This window comes from Pseudomonas sp. HN2-3, from assembly GCF_020691745.1.
GTDB lineage: Bacteria > Pseudomonadota > Gammaproteobacteria > Pseudomonadales > Pseudomonadaceae > Aquipseudomonas > Aquipseudomonas capeferrum.
In genome coordinates this window covers 620,751-641,381 of sequence record NZ_CP085704.1, presented here as the reverse complement: position 1 = coordinate 641,381, position 20,631 = coordinate 620,751, and the positions used below count along the sequence as shown (strand labels likewise).

Annotated in this window: 16 protein-coding genes; 11 read left to right on the top strand and 5 right to left on the bottom strand. The window is 64.4% G+C overall.

Annotation, left to right across the window (positions count from 1 at the left end; all coding sequences use genetic code 11):
- The first annotated feature begins 14 nt into the window (after positions 1-14).
- Positions 15-1,370, top strand: coding sequence for an acetyl-CoA carboxylase biotin carboxylase subunit (accC, locus tag LJX93_RS02895; protein WP_033703398.1), 1,356 nt, complete (start codon positions 15-17; stop codon positions 1,368-1,370).
- A 149-nt stretch (positions 1,371-1,519) separates the two neighbouring features.
- On the opposite strand, the gene LJX93_RS02890 is transcribed toward accC, so the two are convergent.
- Complete coding sequence (locus tag LJX93_RS02890) at positions 1,520-3,373, bottom strand: sigma-54-dependent Fis family transcriptional regulator (RefSeq protein ID WP_033703399.1); 1,854 nt, start codon at positions 3,371-3,373, stop codon at positions 1,520-1,522.
- 283 nt (positions 3,374-3,656) lie between these two features.
- On the opposite strand from LJX93_RS02890, the gene LJX93_RS02885 reads away from it, so the two are divergent.
- From LJX93_RS02885 to LJX93_RS02855, 7 genes are all read left to right on the top strand, one after another.
- A complete protein-coding gene (locus tag LJX93_RS02885; RefSeq protein WP_227696737.1) occupies positions 3,657-4,712 on the top strand; it encodes an ATP-NAD kinase family protein in 1,056 nt (351 codons plus the stop codon).
- 22 nt (positions 4,713-4,734) lie between these two features.
- Positions 4,735-5,712 (top strand): thiamine pyrophosphate-dependent dehydrogenase E1 component subunit alpha, encoded by a 978-nt coding sequence (locus LJX93_RS02880; RefSeq protein WP_227696736.1) that lies wholly within the window; start codon positions 4,735-4,737, stop codon positions 5,710-5,712.
- Between the two features lie 33 nt (positions 5,713-5,745).
- The gene (locus tag LJX93_RS02875; RefSeq protein ID WP_016497851.1) at positions 5,746-6,768 is read left to right on the top strand and encodes an alpha-ketoacid dehydrogenase subunit beta; all 1,023 of its coding nucleotides are present in this window, start codon (positions 5,746-5,748) and stop codon (positions 6,766-6,768) included.
- Positions 6,765-7,871 carry an acetoin dehydrogenase dihydrolipoyllysine-residue acetyltransferase subunit gene (locus tag LJX93_RS02870; protein WP_156311308.1) on the top strand — a complete coding sequence of 369 codons (1,107 nt, stop codon included), beginning with the start codon at positions 6,765-6,767 and terminating at the stop codon, positions 7,869-7,871. Before LJX93_RS02875 ends, LJX93_RS02870 begins: the two co-directional genes overlap by 4 nt.
- A 54-nt stretch (positions 7,872-7,925) precedes the next feature.
- Complete coding sequence (locus tag LJX93_RS02865; protein WP_227697288.1) at positions 7,926-8,990, top strand: 2,3-butanediol dehydrogenase; 1,065 nt, start codon at positions 7,926-7,928, stop codon at positions 8,988-8,990.
- 129 nt (positions 8,991-9,119) lie between these two features.
- The gene (locus tag LJX93_RS02860; protein WP_033703404.1) at positions 9,120-10,853 is read left to right on the top strand and encodes a C13 family peptidase; all 1,734 of its coding nucleotides are present in this window, start codon (positions 9,120-9,122) and stop codon (positions 10,851-10,853) included.
- A 27-nt stretch (positions 10,854-10,880) separates the two neighbouring features.
- The gene (locus LJX93_RS02855; RefSeq protein ID WP_033703405.1) at positions 10,881-11,525 is read left to right on the top strand and encodes an oxidoreductase; all 645 of its coding nucleotides are present in this window, start codon (positions 10,881-10,883) and stop codon (positions 11,523-11,525) included.
- 9 nt (positions 11,526-11,534) lie between these two features.
- On the opposite strand, the gene LJX93_RS02850 is transcribed toward LJX93_RS02855, so the two are convergent.
- The 4 genes from LJX93_RS02850 to LJX93_RS02835 all read right to left on the bottom strand — a co-directional run bounded on the left by LJX93_RS02850 (position 11,535) and on the right by LJX93_RS02835 (position 15,783).
- The gene (locus LJX93_RS02850) at positions 11,535-11,822 is read right to left on the bottom strand and encodes a YceK/YidQ family lipoprotein (protein WP_033703407.1); all 288 of its coding nucleotides are present in this window, start codon (positions 11,820-11,822) and stop codon (positions 11,535-11,537) included.
- Positions 11,819-12,448 (bottom strand): flavin prenyltransferase UbiX, encoded by a 630-nt coding sequence (gene ubiX, locus LJX93_RS02845; protein WP_227696735.1) that lies wholly within the window; start codon positions 12,446-12,448, stop codon positions 11,819-11,821. Before ubiX ends, LJX93_RS02850 begins: the two co-directional genes overlap by 4 nt.
- On the bottom strand, positions 12,445-13,794 hold the full coding sequence (mpl, locus tag LJX93_RS02840; protein WP_047583487.1) for a UDP-N-acetylmuramate:L-alanyl-gamma-D-glutamyl-meso-diaminopimelate ligase: 1,350 nt from the start codon (positions 13,792-13,794) through the stop codon (positions 12,445-12,447). Before mpl ends, ubiX begins: the two co-directional genes overlap by 4 nt.
- Positions 13,795-13,860: 66 nt before the next feature.
- Entirely contained in the window at positions 13,861-15,783 is a 1,923-nt protein-coding gene (locus LJX93_RS02835; RefSeq protein WP_227696734.1) for a sigma-54-dependent Fis family transcriptional regulator, read from the bottom strand.
- A 256-nt stretch (positions 15,784-16,039) separates the two neighbouring features.
- On the opposite strand from LJX93_RS02835, the gene LJX93_RS02830 reads away from it, so the two are divergent.
- The 3 genes from LJX93_RS02830 (at position 16,040) to LJX93_RS02820 (ending at position 20,628) form a co-directional block, all read left to right on the top strand.
- Positions 16,040-17,560 carry an aldehyde dehydrogenase family protein gene (locus tag LJX93_RS02830; protein ID WP_033703411.1) on the top strand — a complete coding sequence of 507 codons (1,521 nt, stop codon included), beginning with the start codon at positions 16,040-16,042 and terminating at the stop codon, positions 17,558-17,560.
- Between the two features lie 175 nt (positions 17,561-17,735).
- Positions 17,736-19,184 (top strand): ethanolamine permease, encoded by a 1,449-nt coding sequence (gene eat, locus LJX93_RS02825; protein ID WP_033703412.1) that lies wholly within the window; start codon positions 17,736-17,738, stop codon positions 19,182-19,184.
- A 49-nt stretch (positions 19,185-19,233) separates the two neighbouring features.
- Positions 19,234-20,628, top strand: coding sequence for an ethanolamine ammonia-lyase subunit EutB (locus LJX93_RS02820; protein WP_227696733.1), 1,395 nt, complete (start codon positions 19,234-19,236; stop codon positions 20,626-20,628).
- Positions 20,629-20,631: the final 3 nt, after the last annotated feature.

Here is a 20,631-nt window from a genome sequence, read left to right as displayed (position 1 = left end):
GCGGAGAGCCAACGATGTCTGCGAAGCTCGAAAAAGTCCTGATCGCCAACCGCGGGGAAATTGCCCTGCGGATCCTGCGTGCCTGCAAAGAGCTGGGCATCAAGACCGTCGCCGTGCACTCCACGGCTGACCGCGAACTGATGCACCTGGGTCTTGCAGACGAGTCGGTCTGCATCGGTCCTGCGCCCTCCAAAGGTTCCTACCTGCACATCCCGGCGATCATCGCTGCCGCCGAAGTCACTGGCGCCACCGCGATCCACCCGGGCTACGGCTTCCTGGCTGAAAACGCCGACTTTGCCGAGCAGGTAGAAAAATCCGGTTTCGCCTTCATCGGCCCGAAAGCCGACACCATTCGCCTGATGGGCGACAAGGTTTCGGCCAAGGACGCGATGATCAAGTCGGGCGTTCCGACCGTACCGGGCTCTGACGGCCCGCTGCCGGAAGACGAAGAAGTCGCCCTGGCAATCGCCCGTGACGTCGGCTACCCGGTGATCATCAAGGCCGCCGGTGGCGGTGGTGGTCGCGGCATGCGTGTGGTGCACAAGGAAGAGGACCTGATTTCCTCGGCCAAGCTGACCCGTACCGAAGCCGGTGCTGCGTTTGGCAACCCGATGGTCTACCTGGAGAAGTTCCTGACCAACCCACGTCACGTGGAAGTTCAGGTACTGTCCGACGGCCAGGGCAACGCCATCCACCTGGGCGACCGTGACTGCTCGCTGCAGCGCCGTCACCAGAAGGTACTGGAAGAAGCGCCGGCACCGGGCATCGACGAGAAGGCCCGTCAGGAAGTCTTCAAGCGTTGCGTCGATGCGTGCATCGAGATCGGCTACCGCGGTGCGGGTACTTTCGAGTTCCTGTACGAGAACGGCAACTTCTACTTCATCGAGATGAACACCCGCGTACAGGTTGAGCATCCGGTGTCGGAAATGGTCACTGGCATCGACATCGTCAAGGAAATGCTGAGCATCGCCGCTGGCAACAAGCTGTCGTTCCGCCAGGAAGACGTGGTGATCCGTGGTCACTCCCTGGAGTGCCGGATCAACGCCGAAGACCCGAAGAAGTTCATCCCGAGCCCAGGCACGGTCAAGCACTTCCACGCACCGGGCGGCAACGGCGTTCGCGTCGATTCGCACCTTTACAGCGGTTATTCGGTTCCGCCGAACTACGACTCGCTGATCGGCAAGCTGATCACCTACGGCAAGGACCGCGAAGAAGCCATGGCGCGCATGCGCAATGCGCTGGACGAGATCGTCGTCGACGGCATCAAGACCAACATCCCACTGCACCGCGACCTGGTGCGTGATGAAGGTTTCTGCAAAGGCGGCGTCAACATTCATTACCTCGAGCACAAACTGGCTAGCCAGGAGTGATTGTGTAGTGTGATGTGATGAAAACCCCGGACTTGTGCCGGGGTTTTTTATTGGCTGCAGGAAGTTGGTGATGCTGATAGGTGCATGCCTTGAGGGGTGTGTTGCCTATGAGATCGAGCGCCGTCACCGCACAATCCCCCAAACAATCCTCACCCTTTCATCCGCGGCATCTCGATACGATGCTCATGCACCCGCCGATACAACGTCGCCCGCGAAATCCCCAACGCCCGCGCCGCATCTGCCGGCTTCCAGCGATGCCGGATCAAGGCATCGAGCAACAGCTGCCGCGCCGGGCTGGAAAGGCTACGGTCGCCAGAGGGCAACGCATCACCACGCACCTCCTGCGGCAAATCCTCAAGCCTGACCCACCCGCCTTCACTCACCGCACAGGCATAGCGCAACACCTGGCGAAGCTGGCGCAAGTTGCCCGGCCAGCGATACAGCAACAGCGCCTGCAATGCATCATCCGCCAGCATCACCTCGACACCGCACGCCTCCGCTTCCTCGGCCAACAACTGATGAACCAACCCCAACCGGTCCTCCCGATCCCGCAGCGGCGGTAACTCGAACCTGGCGTTGGCCAGGCGGAAATACAGGTCCTCGCGAAAACGCCCGTCCGCCACCATCGCCGCCAGATCCCGGTGCGTCGCGCAGATCACCTGGATATCCACCCGCTCACGCCGCGCAGCTCCCAGTGGCGCCACCTCGCCCTCGGCCAGCACACGCAGAAGGCGGGTCTGCAGATTCAGCGGCATGTCGCCGATCTCGTCGAGGAACAACGTGCCGCCATCAGCCTGCTGCAAAAGCCCCTGCATGCCTTTGCTGGAAGCCCCGGTGAATGCCCCGGCCACATAACCGAACAGCTCGCTCTCGATCAGGCTCTCGGGGATGGCTGCGCAGTTCAGCGTGACGAAGGGCCCTTCACGCCGCAGGCTTTGCAGGTGCAACTGACGGGCGAAAACCTCTTTGCCGACGCCTGTCTCACCCTGCACCAGCACCGCCAGGTTGCAGTCCTTGACCCGCGTAGCCAGGCGCAAGTGCTGCTCGATGCGCGCATCCTGCGCCTGGCGCAACCGCTGCGTTTGCGGGCGCCGTTGCGGTGCGCTGACCCGGCCATACAGCTCGCCCCAGCCAGGCAGGCGTTGCGCCGAGGCCTCGTTGATGCAGCGCAGTTGGCCCGGGTCGAACAATTCGCCGATATGCTCGGGCAAGCGGCCCAGGCGCTCCACCAGCCGCTGGCGGGCCAGGCTGTTGAGCGCCCGCAGACGGCCGTCGGCATCCCAGGCCAACAGGTAATCCGGCTGGCTCTCGACGTAGCCCGGTGTGCCATGCGCACGCATGACCCAATGGCCCTGGGCGCTGTGCATGAAAAAAGCGTTTTCGATCTCGCGCGCAGTCTGCTCGACCAACTGCCGGATCAGGTGCTGGCTGCGGCGATCATCCGGGGACTGCAAGGCGGACACATCCACCACGCCAAGCAGCTCGCCGAGCGGGTCGAACACCGGCGCCGCGGTGCAGGTCAGGCCGATGAAGGCGGCGCGAAAGTGATCGCGCTTGTGCACCGTGACCGGCGCCTTGCTGGTCAGCACCGCCGCCACCCCACAGGTGCCCTCCTCGCCCTCCGACCAGCACGTGCCGAGGTACAGCCCGGCCTTGCGGCAGTCGTTGCGGATGGCCGACTCGACCCGGTAATCGATGGTCTGCCCTTGGGCATCGGTAAGCAGGACGCAATAGTCGGCGCCGCGCACCCGTTCATGCAGCCGCGCCACCGCATCGCTGGCGATGCGCAAGAACAGCTCGGCGCGTTCGCGGCATTCGTTGAGCAGGCTTTGGGAAAGGATACGTGGCCCCTGCTGCGAGCCTGGATCGAGGCGATACAGGTCCATGGAGCGGCGCCAGGAGTCGAGGATCAGCGGCGGCACCGGCGCCTGGGGCAGGCGATCGGCGTTTTTCAGCACCCGGCTGACGCAGTCGACATGGGCTCGGGAGTTCGCGGCAAGCATTCAGGCCCTCCGGTTCTCGTTGCTGTTTTTGTCGTTGTGCGGCCATTAAGCGCTTCCAGGCATGCCCCGACAAGCACTGTGTGATTACCGGTTGGCTTGAGACGCTGCGTCTCAGCGTCTCGGCAAACACGGCCCCGGCGCGGCACGCGGCGTCTCGCAGGGGCCGCCCGGCACATGCCTGGTGCTATCCCGCAACCGCTCTAAGGCGGCCACTTCAGGCCTGCCGAGCAAAGCTGGCACCCACCTTGCTCTGCCCATGGCAAACAAGAATATGAGGTGCGCCATGCCGCAACCCACCCCGACTGTCGGGATCATTGCCAACCCTGCCTCTGGCCGCGACCTGCGCCGCCTGACTGCCAGTGCCGGGCTCTATTCGAGCACCGACAAGGCTTCGGCGATCCAGCGCCTGCTCGCCGCCTTCGGTGCCACCGGCATCGGCAAGGTTCTGCTGCCCACCGACATGACCGGCATCGCCGCCGCCGTGCTCAAGGCCAGCCAAGGCCCGGGCGCTCGCGATCAGCACTGGCCGAACCTCGAGATCATCGACCTGCCGTTGACCCAGACCGTTGCCGATACCCGCCTGGCCACCCGGCGCATGGTCGAGCAAGGCGTGACGATGATCGCGGTACTCGGCGGCGATGGCACCCACAAAGCCGTTGCTGCCGAGGCAGGCGACACGCCACTGCTGACGTTGTCCACCGGCACCAACAATGCCTTCCCTGAATTGCGCGAAGCCACCAGCGCCGGCCTGGCCGGCGGCCTGCTCGCCAGCGGCCGCGTGCCCGCCAGCATCGGCTTGCGCCGCAACAAGCGCCTGCTGGTGAAGGTGCCCGAGCAGCAGTTGGCCGAGTGGGCCCTGGTGGAAGTCGCCGTGTCGCCCCAGCGCTTCATCGGCGCCCGGGCCCTGAGCCGCAGCGAAGACCTCAGCGAAGTGTTCGCCTGCTTCGCCGAACCCCACGCCATTGGCCTGTCCGCCTTGTGCGGCCTGTGGTGCCCGGTTTCGCGCCTGGATGCTCACGGCGCCTGGGTACGCCTGAACCCTGGCGCTGAACAGGCCCTGCTCGCACCGCTGGCGCCCGGTGTGCTGCAAGGCTGTGGCATCACCGCCAGCGGCCCATTGACGCCCGGTGTCGCCTATCGCCTGAGCCTGGCCAGCGGCACGCTGGCCCTGGACGGCGAACGCGAGATCGAATTCGCCGAACACGACACCCCCACCATCACCCTGGACCACCAAGGCCCCCTGACCGTGGACGTCGCGGCCGTACTGGCCCACGCCGCCCGCCATCACCTGCTGGCCGTCCCTCGCGGCCACCGGCTACACCCTGCAACCGCGTGTTGAGACAACCCTGGAGAACAACAAGATGTCCAATCAACTCAGTACCGAACAACTGCTGCATGCCTATGAAGTGATGCGCACCATTCGCGCATTCGAAGAGCGTCTGCACGTGGAGTTTGCCACCGGCGAGATCCCCGGGTTCGTCCACCTCTATGCTGGCGAGGAGGCCTCCGCTGCAGGGGTCATGGCCCACCTGCGCGACAGCGACTGCATTGCCTCGACCCACCGCGGGCACGGCCACTGCATCGCCAAGGGCGTGGATGTGTACGGCATGATGGCCGAGATCTACGGCAAGAGAACTGGCGTATGCGGCGGCAAGGGCGGCTCCATGCACATTGCCGACCTGGAAAAGGGCATGCTCGGCGCCAACGGCATCGTCGGGGCCGGTGCGCCGCTGGTTGCCGGTGCTGCTCTGGCCGCCAAGCTCAAGGGCCACGATGACGTGTCGGTGGCCTTCTTCGGCGACGGCGCCTCCAACGAGGGCGCCGTGTTCGAAGCCATGAACATGGCCGCGATCATGAACCTGCCGTGCATCTTCGTCGCCGAAAACAACGGCTACGCCGAGGCAACGGCCTCGAACTGGTCGGTGGCCTGCGACCACATTGCCGACCGCGCCGCCGGGTTCGGCATGCCGGGTGTGACCATCGACGGCTTCGATTTCTTCGCCGTGTACGAGGCCGCCGGCGCCGCCATCGAACGGGCGCGTAGCGGGCAAGGGCCTTCGCTGATCGAGGTCAAGCTCAGCCGCTACTACGGCCACTTCGAAGGCGACGCGCAAACCTACCGCGCCCCGGATGAAGTGAAGAACCTGCGCGAAACCCGTGATTGCCTGATGCAGTTCCGCAACAAGACCACCCGCGCCGGCCTGCTCAGTGCCGAACAACTGGACGCCATCGACGCCCGTGTCGAGGACCTGATCGAAGACGCCGTGCGCCGTGCCAAATCCGATCCCAAGCCACAGCCCGCCGACCTGCTCAGCGACGTCTACGTCAGCTACCCCTGAGCTGCGGATTAAAAGAACAAGAGGAGAATCACCATGGCAAGAAAGATCAGCTACCAGCAGGCCATCAACGAAGCCCTGGCCCAGGAAATGCGCCGTGACAGCACCGTGTTCATCATCGGTGAAGACGTCGCCGGCGGTGCCGGTGCCCCCGGCGAAGAGGATGCCTGGGGCGGCGTGCTGGGCGTGACCAAAGGCCTCTACCACCAGTTCCCAGGCCGGGTACTGGATGCGCCGCTGTCCGAGATCGGCTATGTCGGCGCCGCCGTGGGTGCCGCGACCCAAGGTCTGCGCCCGGTGTGCGAACTGATGTTCGTGGATTTTGCCGGCTGCTGCCTGGACCAGATCCTCAACCAAGCCGCCAAGTTTCGCTACATGTTCGGCGGCAAGGCGGTGACCCCGCTGGTGATGCGTACCATGTACGGCGCCGGCCTGCGCGCGGCAGCCCAGCACTCGCAGATGCTCACCTCGTTGTGGACGCACATCCCCGGGCTGAAGGTGGTCTGCCCCTCTTCGCCCTACGATGCCAAGGGCCTGCTGATTCAGGCGATACGCGACAACGACCCGGTGATCTTCTGTGAGCACAAACTGCTCTACAGCATGCAGGGCGAAGTGCCGGAAGAGGTCTACACGGTGCCGTTCGGTGAAGCCAACTTCCTGCGCGACGGCGACGATGTGACCCTGGTGACCTATGGGCGCATGGTCCATGTGGCCCTGGAGGCCGCCAACAACCTCGCCCGCCAGGGCATCGACTGCGAAGTGCTGGACCTGCGCACCACCAGCCCGCTGGATGAAGACAGCATTCTCGAAAGCGTCGAGAAGACCGGCCGCCTGGTGGTGATCGACGAAGCCAACCCGCGCTGCTCGATGGCCACCGACATCAGTGCACTGGTGGCGCAAAAAGCCTTCGGCGCCCTCAAGGGCCCGATCGAGATGGTCACCGCGCCGCATACGCCGGTGCCGTTCTCCGACGCCCTGGAAGACCTGTACATCCCCGACGCGGCGAAAATCGAGGCCGCCGTGCGCAAGGTAATCGAAGCCGCAAGGAGCGCCGCATGAGCCAGATCCATACGCTGACCATGCCCAAGTGGGGCTTGTCGATGACCGAGGGCCGGGTGGATACCTGGCTCAAGCAGGAAGGTGACGCCATCAGCAAGGGCGACGAAGTGCTGGACGTCGAGACCGACAAGATCAGCAGCAGCGTCGAGGCGCCCTTCAGCGGTGTACTGCGCCGCCTGGTGGCCAAGCCGGATGAAACCCTGCCGGTCGGTGCGCTGCTGGCGGTGGTGGTCGAAGGCGAAGCCGACGAGGCCGAGATCGACGCCGTGGTGCAGCGCTTCCAGGCCGAGTTCGTCGCCGAAGGTGGCGCAGACCAGGCGCAGGGCCCAGCCCCGCAAAAAGCCGAAGTGGGCGGCCGCCTGTTGCGCTGGTTCGAACTGGGCGAAGGCGGTACGCCGCTGGTGCTGGTGCACGGCTTTGGCGGTGATTTGAACAACTGGCTGTTCAACCACCCGGCGCTGGCCGCCGAACGCCGCGTCATCGCGCTCGACCTGCCCGGGCATGGCGAGTCGGCCAAGGCGCTGCAACGCGGGGACCTGGATGAACTTAGCGAAGCGGTACTGGCACTGCTCGACCACCTGGAGATCCCCCGGGCCCACCTGGCCGGGCATTCGATGGGCGGCGCAGTCAGCCTCAACGTGGCACGCCTGGCGCCGCAGCGGGTGGCAAGCCTGAGCCTGGTGGCCAGTGCCGGGCTGGGCACAGCGATCAACGGCCAGTACCTGCAAGGCTTCGTCGCCGCTGCCAACCGCAATGCACTCAAGCCGCAGATGGTGCAGCTGTTTGCCGACCCGGCGCTGGTTACCCGGCAGTTGCTGGAGGACATGCTCAAGTTCAAGCGGCTAGAGGGCGTCGACGCGGCGTTATGCCAACTGGGGTCGGCCATTGCCGAAGGCGACCAGCAGCGCCACGACCTGCGGGGCGTGCTGGGGCAGCACCCGGCGCTGGTGATCTGGGGCGGGAAGGACGCGATCATCCCGGCCAGCCATGCCGACGGGCTGGAGGCCGAAGTACTGGTGCTGCCAGATGCTGGCCACATGGTGCAGATGGAGGCGGCCGAACAGGTCAACCAGCAGTTGCTCGCCTTCCTGCGCAAGCACTGAACCTTACGCGTGAGCCTGGAGACAACAAAAATGAATGACCTGAGCCACACCCACATGCGCGCTGCCGTCTGGCATGGCCGTCACGATATCCGCGTCGAACAGGTGCCCTTGCCTGCCGACCCCGCGCCTGGCTGGGTGCAGATCAAAGTGGACTGGTGCGGCATCTGCGGTTCCGACCTGCACGAATACCTCGCCGGCCCGGTGTTCATTCCGGTGGACGCGCCCCACCCGCTGACCGGCATTCAGGGGCAATGCATCCTCGGCCACGAATTTTGCGGCGAAATCGCCAAACTCGGCGAAGGCGTCGAGGGCTTTGCTGTCGGCGACCCGGTGGCGGCGGACGCCTGCCAGCACTGCGGCACGTGCTATTACTGCACCCATGGGCTGTACAACATCTGCGAGCGCCTGGCCTTTACCGGCCTGATGAACAACGGCGCATTCGCAGAACGCGTCAACGTCCCTGCCAACTTGCTGTACCGACTGCCACAGGGCTTCCCGCCAGAAGCCGGCGCGCTGATCGAACCGTTGGCGGTCGGCATGCACGCCGTGAAAAAAGCCGGCAGCCTGCTTGGGCAAACCGTGGTGGTGGTTGGCGCGGGCACCATCGGCCTGTGCACCATCATGTGCGCCAAGGCCGCAGGCGCGGCGAAGGTCATCGCCCTGGAGATGTCTTCGGCGCGCAAGGCCAAGGCTCTCGAAGTGGGCGCCAGCGTCGTGCTGGACCCTAGCCAGTGCGATGCCCTGGCAGAAATCCGCACACTGACTGCCGGGCTTGGCGCGGATGTGAGCTTCGAGTGCATCGGCAACAAGCACACCGCAAAACTGGCCATCGACACCCTGCGCAAGGCGGGCAAATGCGTGCTGGTGGGGATTTTCGAAGAGCCCAGCGAGTTCAACTTCTTCGAGCTGGTGTCCACCGAGAAGCAGGTGCTCGGGGCTCTGGCTTACAACGGGGAGTTTGCCGATGTCATCGCCTTTATCGCTGACGGCAGGCTGGATATCCGACCGCTGGTGACGGGCCGGATCGGGCTGGAGCAGATCGTCGAGCTGGGCTTTGAAGAACTGGTCAACAACAAGGAGGAGAACGTGAAGATCATCGTGTCGCCGGGCGGGCGCTGATCTCCCCACGCAGAAAGCCTGTTGCACACCCTTGTGGGAGCGGGTTTACCCGCGCCCACAGGGCATGTGTGTCTGTCTCACCCCCAGATTCTGCGTCATACTCGGCAGACCTATTGCCCGGTCTCCACCATGCGTCCATTGCTCCCCATCACCTTGGTCCTGTTGCTAGCCGCGTGCGGAGATGGCGAATCGCTATTGCCTCCGGACGCACGCCTGCCCGACGGCGGGCGCTACCGAGGTGAGGTGGTTGACGGCTTGCTGCAGGGCGAGGGGCGCATCGACTACCCCAACGGCAGCTGGTACGCCGGCGGCTTCAAGGATGGCCAGTGGCATGGCCAGGGCGAGTGGCACGGCCAGAACGGTGAAGTCTACCGGGGCCAGTTCGCCGAGGGCCTGTTCCAGGGCCTGGGTGACCTGACCACGCCGGGCAGCCACTATGCCGGTACTTTCAAGCACGGCCGGCGCGACGGTGAAGGCACCCTCAAGCAAGCCGACCAGACCTACCGCGGCCAGTTCAAGGACGACCAGTACGAAGGCGCGGGCGAGCTGGAGCTGGCCGACGGCAGCCGCTACCAGGGCCTTTTCGCCAAAGGCAAACCGAACGGTGCCGGGGTGCGCAGCGATGCCAGCGGCAACCAGTTCAGCGGCCGTTTCGTCGATGGCCTGCTGCAAGGCAGCGGCACCTACGACAGCGTCGACGGCGAACAGTACATCGGCGAGTTCAAGGACAACCGCCTGGAAGGCCGCGGGCGCTATGAAAGCGCCGACGGTGACGTCTGGATCGGCGCGTTCAAGGACGGCTCATTGATTGGCGAGGGCGAACTGCTCGGCAGTGATGGCAGCCACTACAAGGGCGGTTTCGTCGACTGGCACCTGTCTGGCCAGGGCAGCCTGCAGCTGGCTGACGGCAGCAAGTACACCGGTGGCTTCGAAAACGATGCCTACCACGGCTACGGCCGACTGACCCTGGCCAACGGCAAAGTCGAGGGCGGCACCTGGGTCAACGGCGTACGCGTGCGCGACGAAAAGGGCGCGCTGTTGCCCGACCCGCTGGACCTGGCCCTGCTCAACCAGGGCCACCTGCTCGAAGACGCGCTGGCGCGGGTACCGCACACCGCGCCGGCGATCCAGTTGTACAGCCTGGTAGTGGCCGGCGACGGCCAGCAAAGCGTGTTTCTGCGCGAAGCCGACTATGTCAGCAACATGCTCAAGGTCCGCTTTGGCGCCCGCGGCCAGGTCACGCTGGTCAACCACCGCGACCATATGGCCAGCCGCCCCATGGCCACCCGCGAGAACCTCACCCGCGCCGCCCGCACCTTGGCCGAGCGCAGCGGCCCCGAGGACCTGGTGTTCATCTACCTCACCAGCCACGGCAGCCAGGACCACCAACTGGTGCTCGACCAGCCGCGCCTGCAACTGGCCGACCTGCCCGCCGACGAGCTGGCCAGTGCCCTGGCACCGCTGAAAGATCGCGACAAGATAATCGTCATTTCCGCCTGCTATTCAGGGGGCTATATCGCCCCGCTCAAGGATGATCGCACGGTGATCATCACCGCCGCCCGCGCCGACCGGGTGTCTTTCGGCTGCTCGGAAGAAGCGGATTTCACCTACTTTGGTGATGCCCTGTTCGCCGAAGCGCTGAACCAGACCGACGACCTGAAACAAGCGTTTGAACTGGCGCGCGCCAGCGTTGCCGAAAGAGAACAAAAGGAAGGTTTCGAGGCCTCGGAACCGCAGCTTTGGGCGCCGCCAGCCGTACTGGCACACTGGCAGCACCTAAGACGGCAACAGGCCGAAGAAGCGTTACGCAATGCTGCACAGGCCACCGTGGAGGAGCAGGCAAAAAAGCCGGCCAACCACTAAGCTTGTGTGTAACAAGGGAGAGACATCATGTATTTGACGCCTCAGCATGTCCTGCTTGCCGGTGCCACGGGTCTGACGGGTGAACACCTGCTCGACCGCCTGCTCAACGAGCCGACCATCAGCCGGGTACTGGCGCCTACGCGCCGGCCACTGGCCGAACACCCACACCTGGAAAACCCAGTGGGTGACCCGGCGGTATTCCTACCGCAGCTGGCGGGGCGGGTGGATATCGCCTATTGCTGCCTGGGGACCACACTCAAGCAGGCTGGCTCCGAGTCGGCGTTCCGCGCCGTGGACCTGGACATGGTAGTGGCCTTCAGCAAACGTGCCCGCGAGCTGGGTGCGCGGCATCTGCTGGTGGTCAGCGCACTCGGCGCCGACCCTAAGTCATCGATCTTCTACAACCGGGTCAAGGGCGAAATGGAAGAAGCGCTCAAGGCCCAGGACTGGCCGCAACTGACCATCGTCCGGCCCTCGCTGCTGCTAGGGGACCGCATCGAGCCTCGGCTCGGCGAACAGCTGATTTCGCCGTTTTCCAAGCTGATACCTGGCAAGTACCGGGGTATCGAGGCTTGCACACTGGCACGGGCGCTATGGCGCTTGGCGCTGGAGGAAGAAGACGGGGTGCGGGTCATCGAGTCGGATGAACTGCGCCGGCTGGGCAAGATATAGCGTAGGCAATCAAAGGCCGCCGGTAGCCTGGAAGCCGACCCCCGCTGCCGTCAGCAGTGATAACGGCAGCAGCAGGGTGTCCAGCAACATACTGCCGGGCAGGTCCAACCCTGGGTATCCCGGGGCCTCAGCCCCGAAGTGATCCTTCGGGCAGCACCCGCCATTCATCACATACAGGTCCAACCGGGTGCCGGCGTACACCACAGGTGCGCCCGGCTTGTTGGCATCCAGCGTGCGCACCGTGGCACATCCACTCAGCAGCGTCAGCGCCACCAGCCCCGACAGTGCGCGTTTCAATCATCCGCCCCAAAGTGATGCTCGCCCCAACGCGGCAGCATGTCCTGGGGGATGTCCAGCAGGTTGAGAATGCGCGCTACGACGAAATCGATCAGGTCGTCGATGGTCTGTGGCTGATGGTAGAAGCCCGGGGCCGCCGGCAGAATGACCGCGCCCATCTGCGAGAGCTTCAGCATGTTCTCCAGGTGAATGGTCGAGAACGGCGCCTCGCGCGGTACCAGAATCAACTGACGGCGCTCTTTGAGGGTGACGTCGGCGGCACGCTCGATCAGGTTGTTGCAAGCACCGGTGGCAATCGCCGACAAGGTGCCGGTAGAGCATGGCACCACCACCATCGCCGCCGGCGCGCCGGAGCCCGAAGCCACCGGCGACATCCAGTCTTCCTTGCCATACACGCGGATCTGCCCATCGGCAGCGCCGGTGTACTCGGTCAGAAACGCCTGCATCGCCTGGGGCTTGGGCGGCAGCAACACGTCGGTTTCGGTAGACATCACCAACTGCGAGGCCTTGGAAATGAGAAAGTGCACCTCGCGGTCCTCACGCACCAGGCAGTCGAGCAGGCGCAGGCCATATTGAGCGCCAGAGGCGCCCGTCATGGCCAGGGTGATGCGCTGCGGCCCGCTCATTTGAGCGCCTCGGCCAACTTGCCGTGCAGGCCGCCGAAGCCGCCGTTGCTCATGATCACCACGTGGGTGCCGGGGCGGGCCTGGCCTTTGATGCGCTCGATGATCGCCTCCAGGCTGTCGGCAACCACGCTCGGCACCTTGCACTGCGCTGCCGTGGCGGCCAGGTCCCAGCCCAGGTTGGCCGGGGCGTACCAGATCACCTGGTCGGCGTCGTTGACGCTTTCCGGCAGGCCGTCACGGTGGGCGCCCAGCTTCATCGAGTTGGAGCGCGGCTCGATCACCGCGATCACCGGCGCTTCGCCCACACGCTTGCGCAGGCCGTCGAGGGTGGTGGCGATGGCGGTCGGGTGGTGGGCGAAATCGTCATAGATGGTCACGCCCTGCACCTCGGCGACCGTCTCCATGCGCCGCTTGACGCTCTTGAAGGCGCTCAGCCCGGCGATGCCCATGGCTGGCACCACGCCTACATGGCGCGCGGCGGCCAGGGTGGCCAAGGCGTTGGCGACGTTGTGCTGCCCGGTCAATGGCCAATCGACCACGCCCTGGGCCTCGCCCTCGAACAACACTTCAAAGCGCGAACCATCGGCACTGAGCAGGCGCGCCTGCCACTGCCCGCCTTCACCGGTGGTTTGTACCGGGGTCCAGCAGCCCATGCCGATGACGCGTTCCAGCGCCTGCTCGGTGGTGGGGTGAATCACCAGGCCTTCACTCGGGATAGTGCGCACAAGGTGGTGGAACTGCCGCTCGATGGACGCAAGGTCAGGGAAGATGTCTGCGTGATCGAACTCAAGGTTGTTGAGGATGGCCGTGCGCGGGTGGTAGTGGACGAACTTCGAACGTTTATCGAAGAACGCACTGTCGTACTCATCGGCCTCGACCACGAAGAACGGGGTGTCGCCCAGGCGCGCCGACACCGAGAAGTTCTGCGGCACACCGCCAATCAGGAACCCCGGGCTCATGCCGGCGTGCTCCAGCACCCAGGCCAACATGCTGCTGGTGGTGGTCTTGCCATGGGTACCGGCAACGGCCAGTACCCAGCGGCCCTGCAGCACGTGGTCGGCCAGCCACTGCGGGCCAGAGACGTAGGGCAGGCCCTTGTTCAGCACGTACTCCACCGCCGGGTTGCCCCGCGACATGGCGTTGCCGACCACTACCAGGTCGGGTGCCGGGTCTAGCTGAGCCGGGTCATAGCCTTGGGTCAGCTCGATGCCCTGGGCTTCGAGCTGGGTACTCATCGGGGGATAGACATTGGCGTCGGAGCCGGTGACGCGGTGGCCAAGCGCTTTGGCCAGCACCGCCAGGGAACCCATGAACGTGCCGCAAATACCGAGAATGTGAATATGCATGGTCGACCTCGCAAAACATCGAGGCAGGGTAGCCCAGGGCGCAGGAAATCGCACCCGCTGTTTCGCTCAGCCAGCCCGTGCTATGCCGTGTTTGCGCAGTTTTCGATACAAGGTATTGCGGCTGATGCCCAGATGCTCGGCGACGCGGGTCAAGTGCCAGCGGTTTGCCTCCAGTACCGTCAGCAGGGCTTGGCGCTCGGCGTCTTGTAGCGGCGGGCTTGGGTTGCGATCGGGGTATGCAGTAGTCGCGGAAGATGGGGGGGCGGTGTTGTGGAAGATGGTCGGTAGGTCGGCAGATTCGATGCGGCCGTTGTCGCAGAGCGCTACCAGGGTGCGCAGTGTGTTGCGCATCTGCCGCACGTTGCCGGGCCACGGGAACTGCAGCAACGCGTGCCGTGCATCAGGCTCGAGCTGCACGGGCTGCCCCTGCGCTTCCTGATGCAGCAGAAAGTCCAGCAACTGGCCCTTGTCACTGCGCTCGCGCACCGCCGGCAGGGCCACTTCCAGGCCATTGAGGCGGTAATACAGGTCCTCGCGGAACGTGCCCTGCGCCACCCGCTCCAGCAGGTCGCGGTGGGTCGCACTGACGATGCGCACGTCCACGGCCTGGGGCTCGCCGCCAATCGGTACCACCTGGCGCTCTTCCAGTACCCGTAACAGCCGCGTCTGCAAGGCCAGCGGCATGTCACCGATCTCGTCCAGCAGCAACGTGCCGCCATCGGCCTGCAACAGCTTGCCGCGCATGCCTTCCTTGCGCGCGCCGGTAAAGCTGCCACCGCGATAACCGAACAGCTCGCTCTCGATCAGGCTCTCCGGAATAGAGGCGCAGTTGACCGCCACGAACGGTTTGCCGCTTCGCTGGCTGGCCTGGTGCACCGCCTGCGCGAAGGCCTCCTTGCCGCAACCGGTCTCGCCGCGCAGCAGCAGCGGCACATCACGCTCGAACACCCGCACACAGCGGCGAAAGTCGTTTTGCAGCGCAGGGTCGAGCAGGCAGATGCCGGGTTCTGCTTCGCGCGGGGGCCGAGGTTGGCCGCGCGGCACCGACCACACCGGCGTGCGCGCCTGGCCACGCAGGCTGGCGAACACCTGGCGGCCGTCACGCGTGTGCAACGGCCAGATGGTACTGCCGCCGGGTACGGCGCGGCTGAACAGTTCGTCATGGCTGCAGGCAAAAAAACGCTCCACCGGTTTGCCCAGCACGCCCCCGCGCACGGTACCCAGCAGGTTGAGCGCGCTCTGGTTGGCCGCGCAGATTCGCCCATCAGCCTCGAAGGCCAGCAAGCCCTCGCTGAACAAGCCGACCGACTCGGCGTGCAGATGAAAACGCAGCAACCATTGCTGTTCGAAATGACGCAGGAAGTAACAGCTCTCGATCATCTTGGCCGACAGGTTGACCAGGGCCATGGTGTGGAACTGGCTCTGACGCGAGACATCTGGCCGCGCCGACGACACGTCGAGCACCGCCAACAGATCGCCATGCGGGTCGAACACGGGGCTTGCCGAGCAGGTCAGGCCAGTGTGGCGGCCACGAAAATGCTCGTGCTGATGAATGGTCAGTGCCTGGCGCTCGACCAGGCAGGTACCGATGCCGTTGGTGCCTTCGCGCGCCTCGCTCCAATCTGCGCCCAGCCACAACCCCGCCCGCTCGAAGATACGCCGCTCGGTGGGTGCGCTGACACAGTTGAGGATCACCCCGCGGGCATCGGTCAGCAGCACCGCATGGCCGGCGCCAGAGAGCTGCTGATGCAGGCTGTTCATCTCGCTGTCGGCAATTTTCAGCACCTGGCGCAGGCGCTCGCGGCTTTCCAGCAGGCGCCCGTGCTCGAGCACCACAGGGGCTTCGATCAGCGTCGGGTCGAGGTGGTGCTCCTCAAGACAGCGCAGCCAGGAACGCGCGATGGCCGGGTCACTGCCGCCCTCCCCAGCTTCACCATGGGCAATGGTGTGCACTTGCTGGGCATGGCGACTCAGGTGGTTGCTCTGCATTTGTTGTCGTTCTCCGCAGATAGAGCGTTCAGCCAGCATCCTCCACCCGGCGGGGCTTTGCAATGCAGCGTACCGCTGCGTGTCGCAAACGGTACAAAGTGTCACCCGGGCCGTGCCAGCCCTGGCGCAGCGGGTGTCCGGCGTGTTTCACAAAACCGCCCCAAGTGGTTGATTTTGATGGTCCTCAAAACACTGGCCCAACCTTTGCTCTACGCTTCTCAACTCCCTAACAAACACAATAGCCAGGAGACACACCATGCGTTACGCACATCCCGGTACCGAAGGCGCGAAGGTTTCCTTCAAGAGCCGCTACGGCAACTACATCGGTGGTGAGTTCGTAGCACCGGTCAAGGGGCAGTACTTCGAAAACACCTCCCCGGTGAATGGCAAGCTGATCGCAGAGTTTCCCCGCTCCACTGCCGAAGACATCGACAAGGCCCTGGATGCCGCCCACGCCGCCGCCGACGCCTGGGGCCGCACCTCGGTCCAGGACCGTTCCAATGTTCTGCTGAAGATCGCCGACCGCATCGAACAGAACCTTGAAGTGCTGGCCATTACCGAAACCTGGGACAACGGCAAGCCGGTCCGCGAAACCCTCAATGCCGACATCCCGCTGGCGGTCGATCACTTCCGTTACTTCGCCGGCTGCATCCGCGCCCAGGAAGGCGGCGCCGCCGAGATCAACGAAGGCACTGTCTCCTATCACATTCACGAGCCACTGGGCGTGGTCGGGCAGATCATCCCGTGGAACTTCCCGCTGCTGATGGCCGCCTGGAAACTCGCCCCGGCCCTGGCCGCAGGCAACTGCGTGGTGCTCAAACCCGCCGAGCAGACGCCGCTGGGTATCACCGTACTGATGGAACTGATCGGCGACCTGCTGCCCAAAGGCGTGCTCAACGTGGTCCAGGGTTATGGCCGCGAAGCGGGCGAAGCGTTGGCTACCAGCAAACGTATCGCCAAAATCGCCTTTACCGGCTCGACCCCGGTCGGCTCGCACATCATGAAATGCGCTGCCGAGAACATCATCCCGTCCACCGTCGAACTGGGCGGCAAGTCGCCTAACGTGTACTTCGAAGACATCATGCAGGCCGAGCCAAGCTTCATCGACAAGGCCGCCGAGGGCATGGTGCTGGCGTTCTTCAACCAGGGCGAAGTGTGCACCTGCCCGTCGCGTGCGCTGGTGCAGGAGTCGATCTACCCGCAGTTCATGGAAGTTGTGATGAAGAAGGTCCTGCAGATCAAGCGCGGCGACCCGCTGGACACCGACACCATGGTCGGCGCCCAGGCATCGCAGCAACAGTTCGAGAAGATCCTGTCGTACCTGGAAATCGCCAAGGAAGAAGGCGCCGAGCTGCTGACCGGCGGCAAGGTGGAAAAACTCGAAGGCGCGCTATCGACTGGTTACTACATCCAGCCGACCCTGCTCAAGGGCAACAACCGCATGCGGGTGTTCCAGGAGGAAATCTTCGGCCCGGTGGTCAGCGTCACCACCTTCAAGGACGAAGCCGAAGCACTGGCGATTGCCAACGACACCGAGTTCGGCCTCGGTGCCGGCGTGTGGACCCGCGACATCAACCGCGCCTACCGCATGGGCCGCGGCATCAAGGCCGGCCGCGTGTGGACCAACTGCTACCACCTGTACCCGGCGCATGCCGCGTTCGGCGGTTACAAGAAGTCCGGCGTTGGCCGCGAGACCCACAAGATGATGCTCGATCACTACCAGCAGACCAAGAACCTGCTAGTGAGCTACGACATCAACCCGCTGGGCTTCTTCTAGAAAAACAGCTTCAAGTTGCAAGCTACAAGCTGCAAGAAACAGCGGGTACAGCACCCAACTGCTTTTTCTTGAGCCTTGTAGCTTGCGGCTTGTAGCTCCATGGCTCGCTTTCTGCAGTACCCATCACCATCGGCCGGAACCCCTCCGGCCACCAAGAAAAACAACAGGTGAAACTATGCCCAGCGATCATTCCGGCAATGCGCCGGCAGGCTCTTCCGTCGACTTCGAAAAGGTCGGTTCAGACTATTTCCAGCAACGTGAACTGAAAAAAGGCGCCGCCGGCTGGGTGTTGCTGGTCGGCCTTGGGGTCGCCTATGTGATCTCCGGCGACTACGCCGGGTGGAACTTCGGCCTGGCCCAAGGCGGCTGGGGCGGCATGTTCCTCGCCACCCTGCTGATGGCCACCATGTACCTGTGCATGTGCTTCTCGCTGGCCGAACTGTCGTCGATGATCCCCACCGCAGGCGGTGGCTACGGCTTCGCCCGCAGCGCCTTCGGCCCTTGGGGCGGGTTTCTCACCGGTACGGCCATCCTCATCGAATACGCCATTGCCCCTGCAGCGATCGCCGTGTTCATCGGCGCCTATTGTGAATCGCTGTTCGGCATCGGCGGCTGGGTCATCTACCTGGCCTTTTACATCGTGTTCATCGGCATCCACATCTTCGGGGTGGGTGAAGCGCTGAAACTGATGTTCATCATCACCGCCATCGCCGCCATTGCCCTGGCCGTGTTCCTGGTGAGCATGGTGCCCCATTTTGATGCAGCCAACCTGTTCGACATCGCCAAGACGGACGCCGCAGGCGCCAGCAGCTTCCTGCCGTTCGGCTATGTCGGCGTGTGGGCCGCGATCCCCTATGCGATCTGGTTCTTCCTCGCTGTCGAAGGTGTACCACTGGCCGCCGAAGAGACCAAGAACCCGAAACGCGACCTGCCACGCGGCCTGATCGGCGCGATGCTGGTATTGCTGGCCTTCGCCCTGCTGATTCTGGTGGTCGGCCCTGGCGCTGCGGGTTCCGAAGCACTCAAGGCCTCAGGCAACCCGCTGGTCGAGGCACTGTCCAAAGCCTATGGCGGCTCCACCTGGATGGGCAGCTTCGTCAACCTGGTGGGCCTGGCAGGCCTGATCGCCAGCTTCTTCTCGATCATCTATGCCTATTCACGGCAGATCTTCGCGCTGTCGCGTGCGGGCTACCTGCCGCGCAAACTTTCCCAGACCAACAAGAGCAAGGCACCGGTACTGGCGCTGATCATCCCCGGCCTCATCGGTTTCGGCCTGTCGCTGACCGGCCAGGGTGACCTGTTGATCCTGGTCGCGGTGTTCGGCGCAACGCTGTCCTACGTACTGATGATGGCTGCGCACATCACCCTGCGTATCCGCCGGCCGAAAATGGAACGGCCGTATCGCACGCCGGGCGGCATCTTCACCTCCGGCGTCGCCCTGGTATTGGCGTGCATCGCCGTGGTGGCGGGCTTCCTGGTCGACCCACGGGTTGTGATTGGCGCTGCGGTGATCTATGGAGTATTAATTGCCTACTTTGCTTTCTACAGCCGCCACCACCTGGTAGCGGGCACACCGGAAGAGGAATTCGCCGCGATCCAGAAGGCCGAAGAGGCTTTGCACTGATCGCCGACACCCGCCGCGGGCCAGCTCCGCGGCGCTCTGGAGAATCTGTATGGCAAGTTTCGTGCACACGGTAGGCCACCTGGTCTACCGCTTCGACAGCCTCAAGGACGTGATGGCCAAGGCCAGCCCCGCTCGTTCGGGGGATTTCCTCGCGGGTGTCGCCGCCAGCAATGACGGCGAGCGGGTCGCCGCGCAGATGGCCTTGGCCAACATCCCGCTCACGCACTTTCTGAACGAGGCGCTGATCCCCTACGAAGCGGACGAGGTCACCCGCCTGATCATCGACACCCACGACGCCCAGGCCTTCGCGCCGGTCAGCCACCTGACCGTAGGCGGCCTGCGCGACTGGCTGCTCAGCGAGGAGGCCGACGAAGACAGCCTGCGTGCGCTGGCACCGGGCCTGACACCGGAGATGGCGGCGGCGGTGTCGAAGATCATGCGCGTTCAGGACCTGATCCTGGTGGCGCAGAAAATCCGCGTGGTCACTCGTTTTCGCGGCACCATGGGCCTGCGTGGGCGCCTGTCGACCCGCCTGCAGCCCAATCACCCAACCGACGAGCCAGCCGGGATTGCCGCCAGCATTCTCGACGGCCTGTTGTACGGCAACGGCGACGCCATGATCGGCATCAACCCGGCCACCGACAGCATCGCCTCGATCTGCGCCCTGCTGGAGATGCTCGACGCCATCATCCAGCGCTACGACATCCCCACCCAGGCCTGCGTGCTGACCCACGTCACCACCTCGATCGAAGCGATCAACCGGGGCGTACCGCTGGACCTGGTGTTCCAGTCGATCGCCGGCACCGAAGCAGCCAACGCCGGCTTTGGCATCAACCTCAACGTGTTGCAGGAAGGCTACGAAGCGGGCCTGTCGCTCAAGCGCGGCCCCCTCGGGCAAAACCTCATGTACTTCGAAACCGGCCAGGGCAGCGCCCTGTCGGCCAACGCCCACCATGGCGTCGACCAACAGACCTGCGAGACCCGCGCCTACGCCGTGGCCCGGCATTTCAAGCCGTTTCTGGTCAACACCGTGGTCGGCTTCATCGGCCCTGAGTACCTGTACAACGGCAAGCAGATCATCCGTGCCGGCCTCGAGGACCATTTCTGCGGCAAGCTGCTTGGCGTGCCCATGGGCTGCGACATCTGCTACACCAACCACGCCGAAGCCGACCAGGACGACATGGACACCCTGCTGACCCTGCTGGGCGTGGCCGGTATCAACTTCATCATGGGCATCCCAGGCTCTGACGACATCATGCTCAATTACCAGACCACCTCGTTCCATGACGCGCTGTATGCGCGCCAGACCCTGGGCCTGAAGCCCGGCCCGGAATTCGAGGCGTGGCTGGCGCGTACCGGCATCTTCACCCAGGCCGATGGCCGGGTGCGCTTCGGTGAAAACCTGCCGCCGGCATTCCGCCAGGCCTTGGCACAGCTTGCATAGGGA

Excerpts from the sequence above, each read along its gene's own strand:
- LJX93_RS02875 (WP_016497851.1), top strand. The coding sequence starts at position 5,746 with ATGGCAAGAAAGATCAGCTACCAGCAGGCCATCAACGAAGCCCTGGCC.
- eat (WP_033703412.1), top strand. The coding sequence starts at position 17,736 with ATGCCCAGCGATCATTCCGGCAATGCGCCGGCAGGCTCTTCCGTCGAC.
- LJX93_RS02835 (WP_227696734.1), bottom strand. The coding sequence starts at position 15,783 with ATGCAGAGCAACCACCTGAGTCGCCATGCCCAGCAAGTGCACACCATT.
- mpl (WP_047583487.1), bottom strand. The coding sequence starts at position 13,794 with ATGCATATTCACATTCTCGGTATTTGCGGCACGTTCATGGGTTCCCTG.
- LJX93_RS02885 (WP_227696737.1), top strand. The coding sequence starts at position 3,657 with ATGCCGCAACCCACCCCGACTGTCGGGATCATTGCCAACCCTGCCTCT.
- LJX93_RS02890 (WP_033703399.1), bottom strand. The coding sequence starts at position 3,373 with ATGCTTGCCGCGAACTCCCGAGCCCATGTCGACTGCGTCAGCCGGGTG.
- LJX93_RS02820 (WP_227696733.1), top strand. The coding sequence starts at position 19,234 with ATGGCAAGTTTCGTGCACACGGTAGGCCACCTGGTCTACCGCTTCGAC.
- accC (WP_033703398.1), top strand. The coding sequence starts at position 15 with ATGTCTGCGAAGCTCGAAAAAGTCCTGATCGCCAACCGCGGGGAAATT.
- LJX93_RS02865 (WP_227697288.1), top strand. The coding sequence starts at position 7,926 with ATGCGCGCTGCCGTCTGGCATGGCCGTCACGATATCCGCGTCGAACAG.
- LJX93_RS02880 (WP_227696736.1), top strand. The coding sequence starts at position 4,735 with ATGTCCAATCAACTCAGTACCGAACAACTGCTGCATGCCTATGAAGTG.
- LJX93_RS02855 (WP_033703405.1), top strand. The coding sequence starts at position 10,881 with ATGTATTTGACGCCTCAGCATGTCCTGCTTGCCGGTGCCACGGGTCTG.
- LJX93_RS02870 (WP_156311308.1), top strand. The coding sequence starts at position 6,765 with ATGAGCCAGATCCATACGCTGACCATGCCCAAGTGGGGCTTGTCGATG.
- ubiX (WP_227696735.1), bottom strand. The coding sequence starts at position 12,448 with ATGAGCGGGCCGCAGCGCATCACCCTGGCCATGACGGGCGCCTCTGGC.
- LJX93_RS02860 (WP_033703404.1), top strand. The coding sequence starts at position 9,120 with ATGCGTCCATTGCTCCCCATCACCTTGGTCCTGTTGCTAGCCGCGTGC.
- LJX93_RS02830 (WP_033703411.1), top strand. The coding sequence starts at position 16,040 with ATGCGTTACGCACATCCCGGTACCGAAGGCGCGAAGGTTTCCTTCAAG.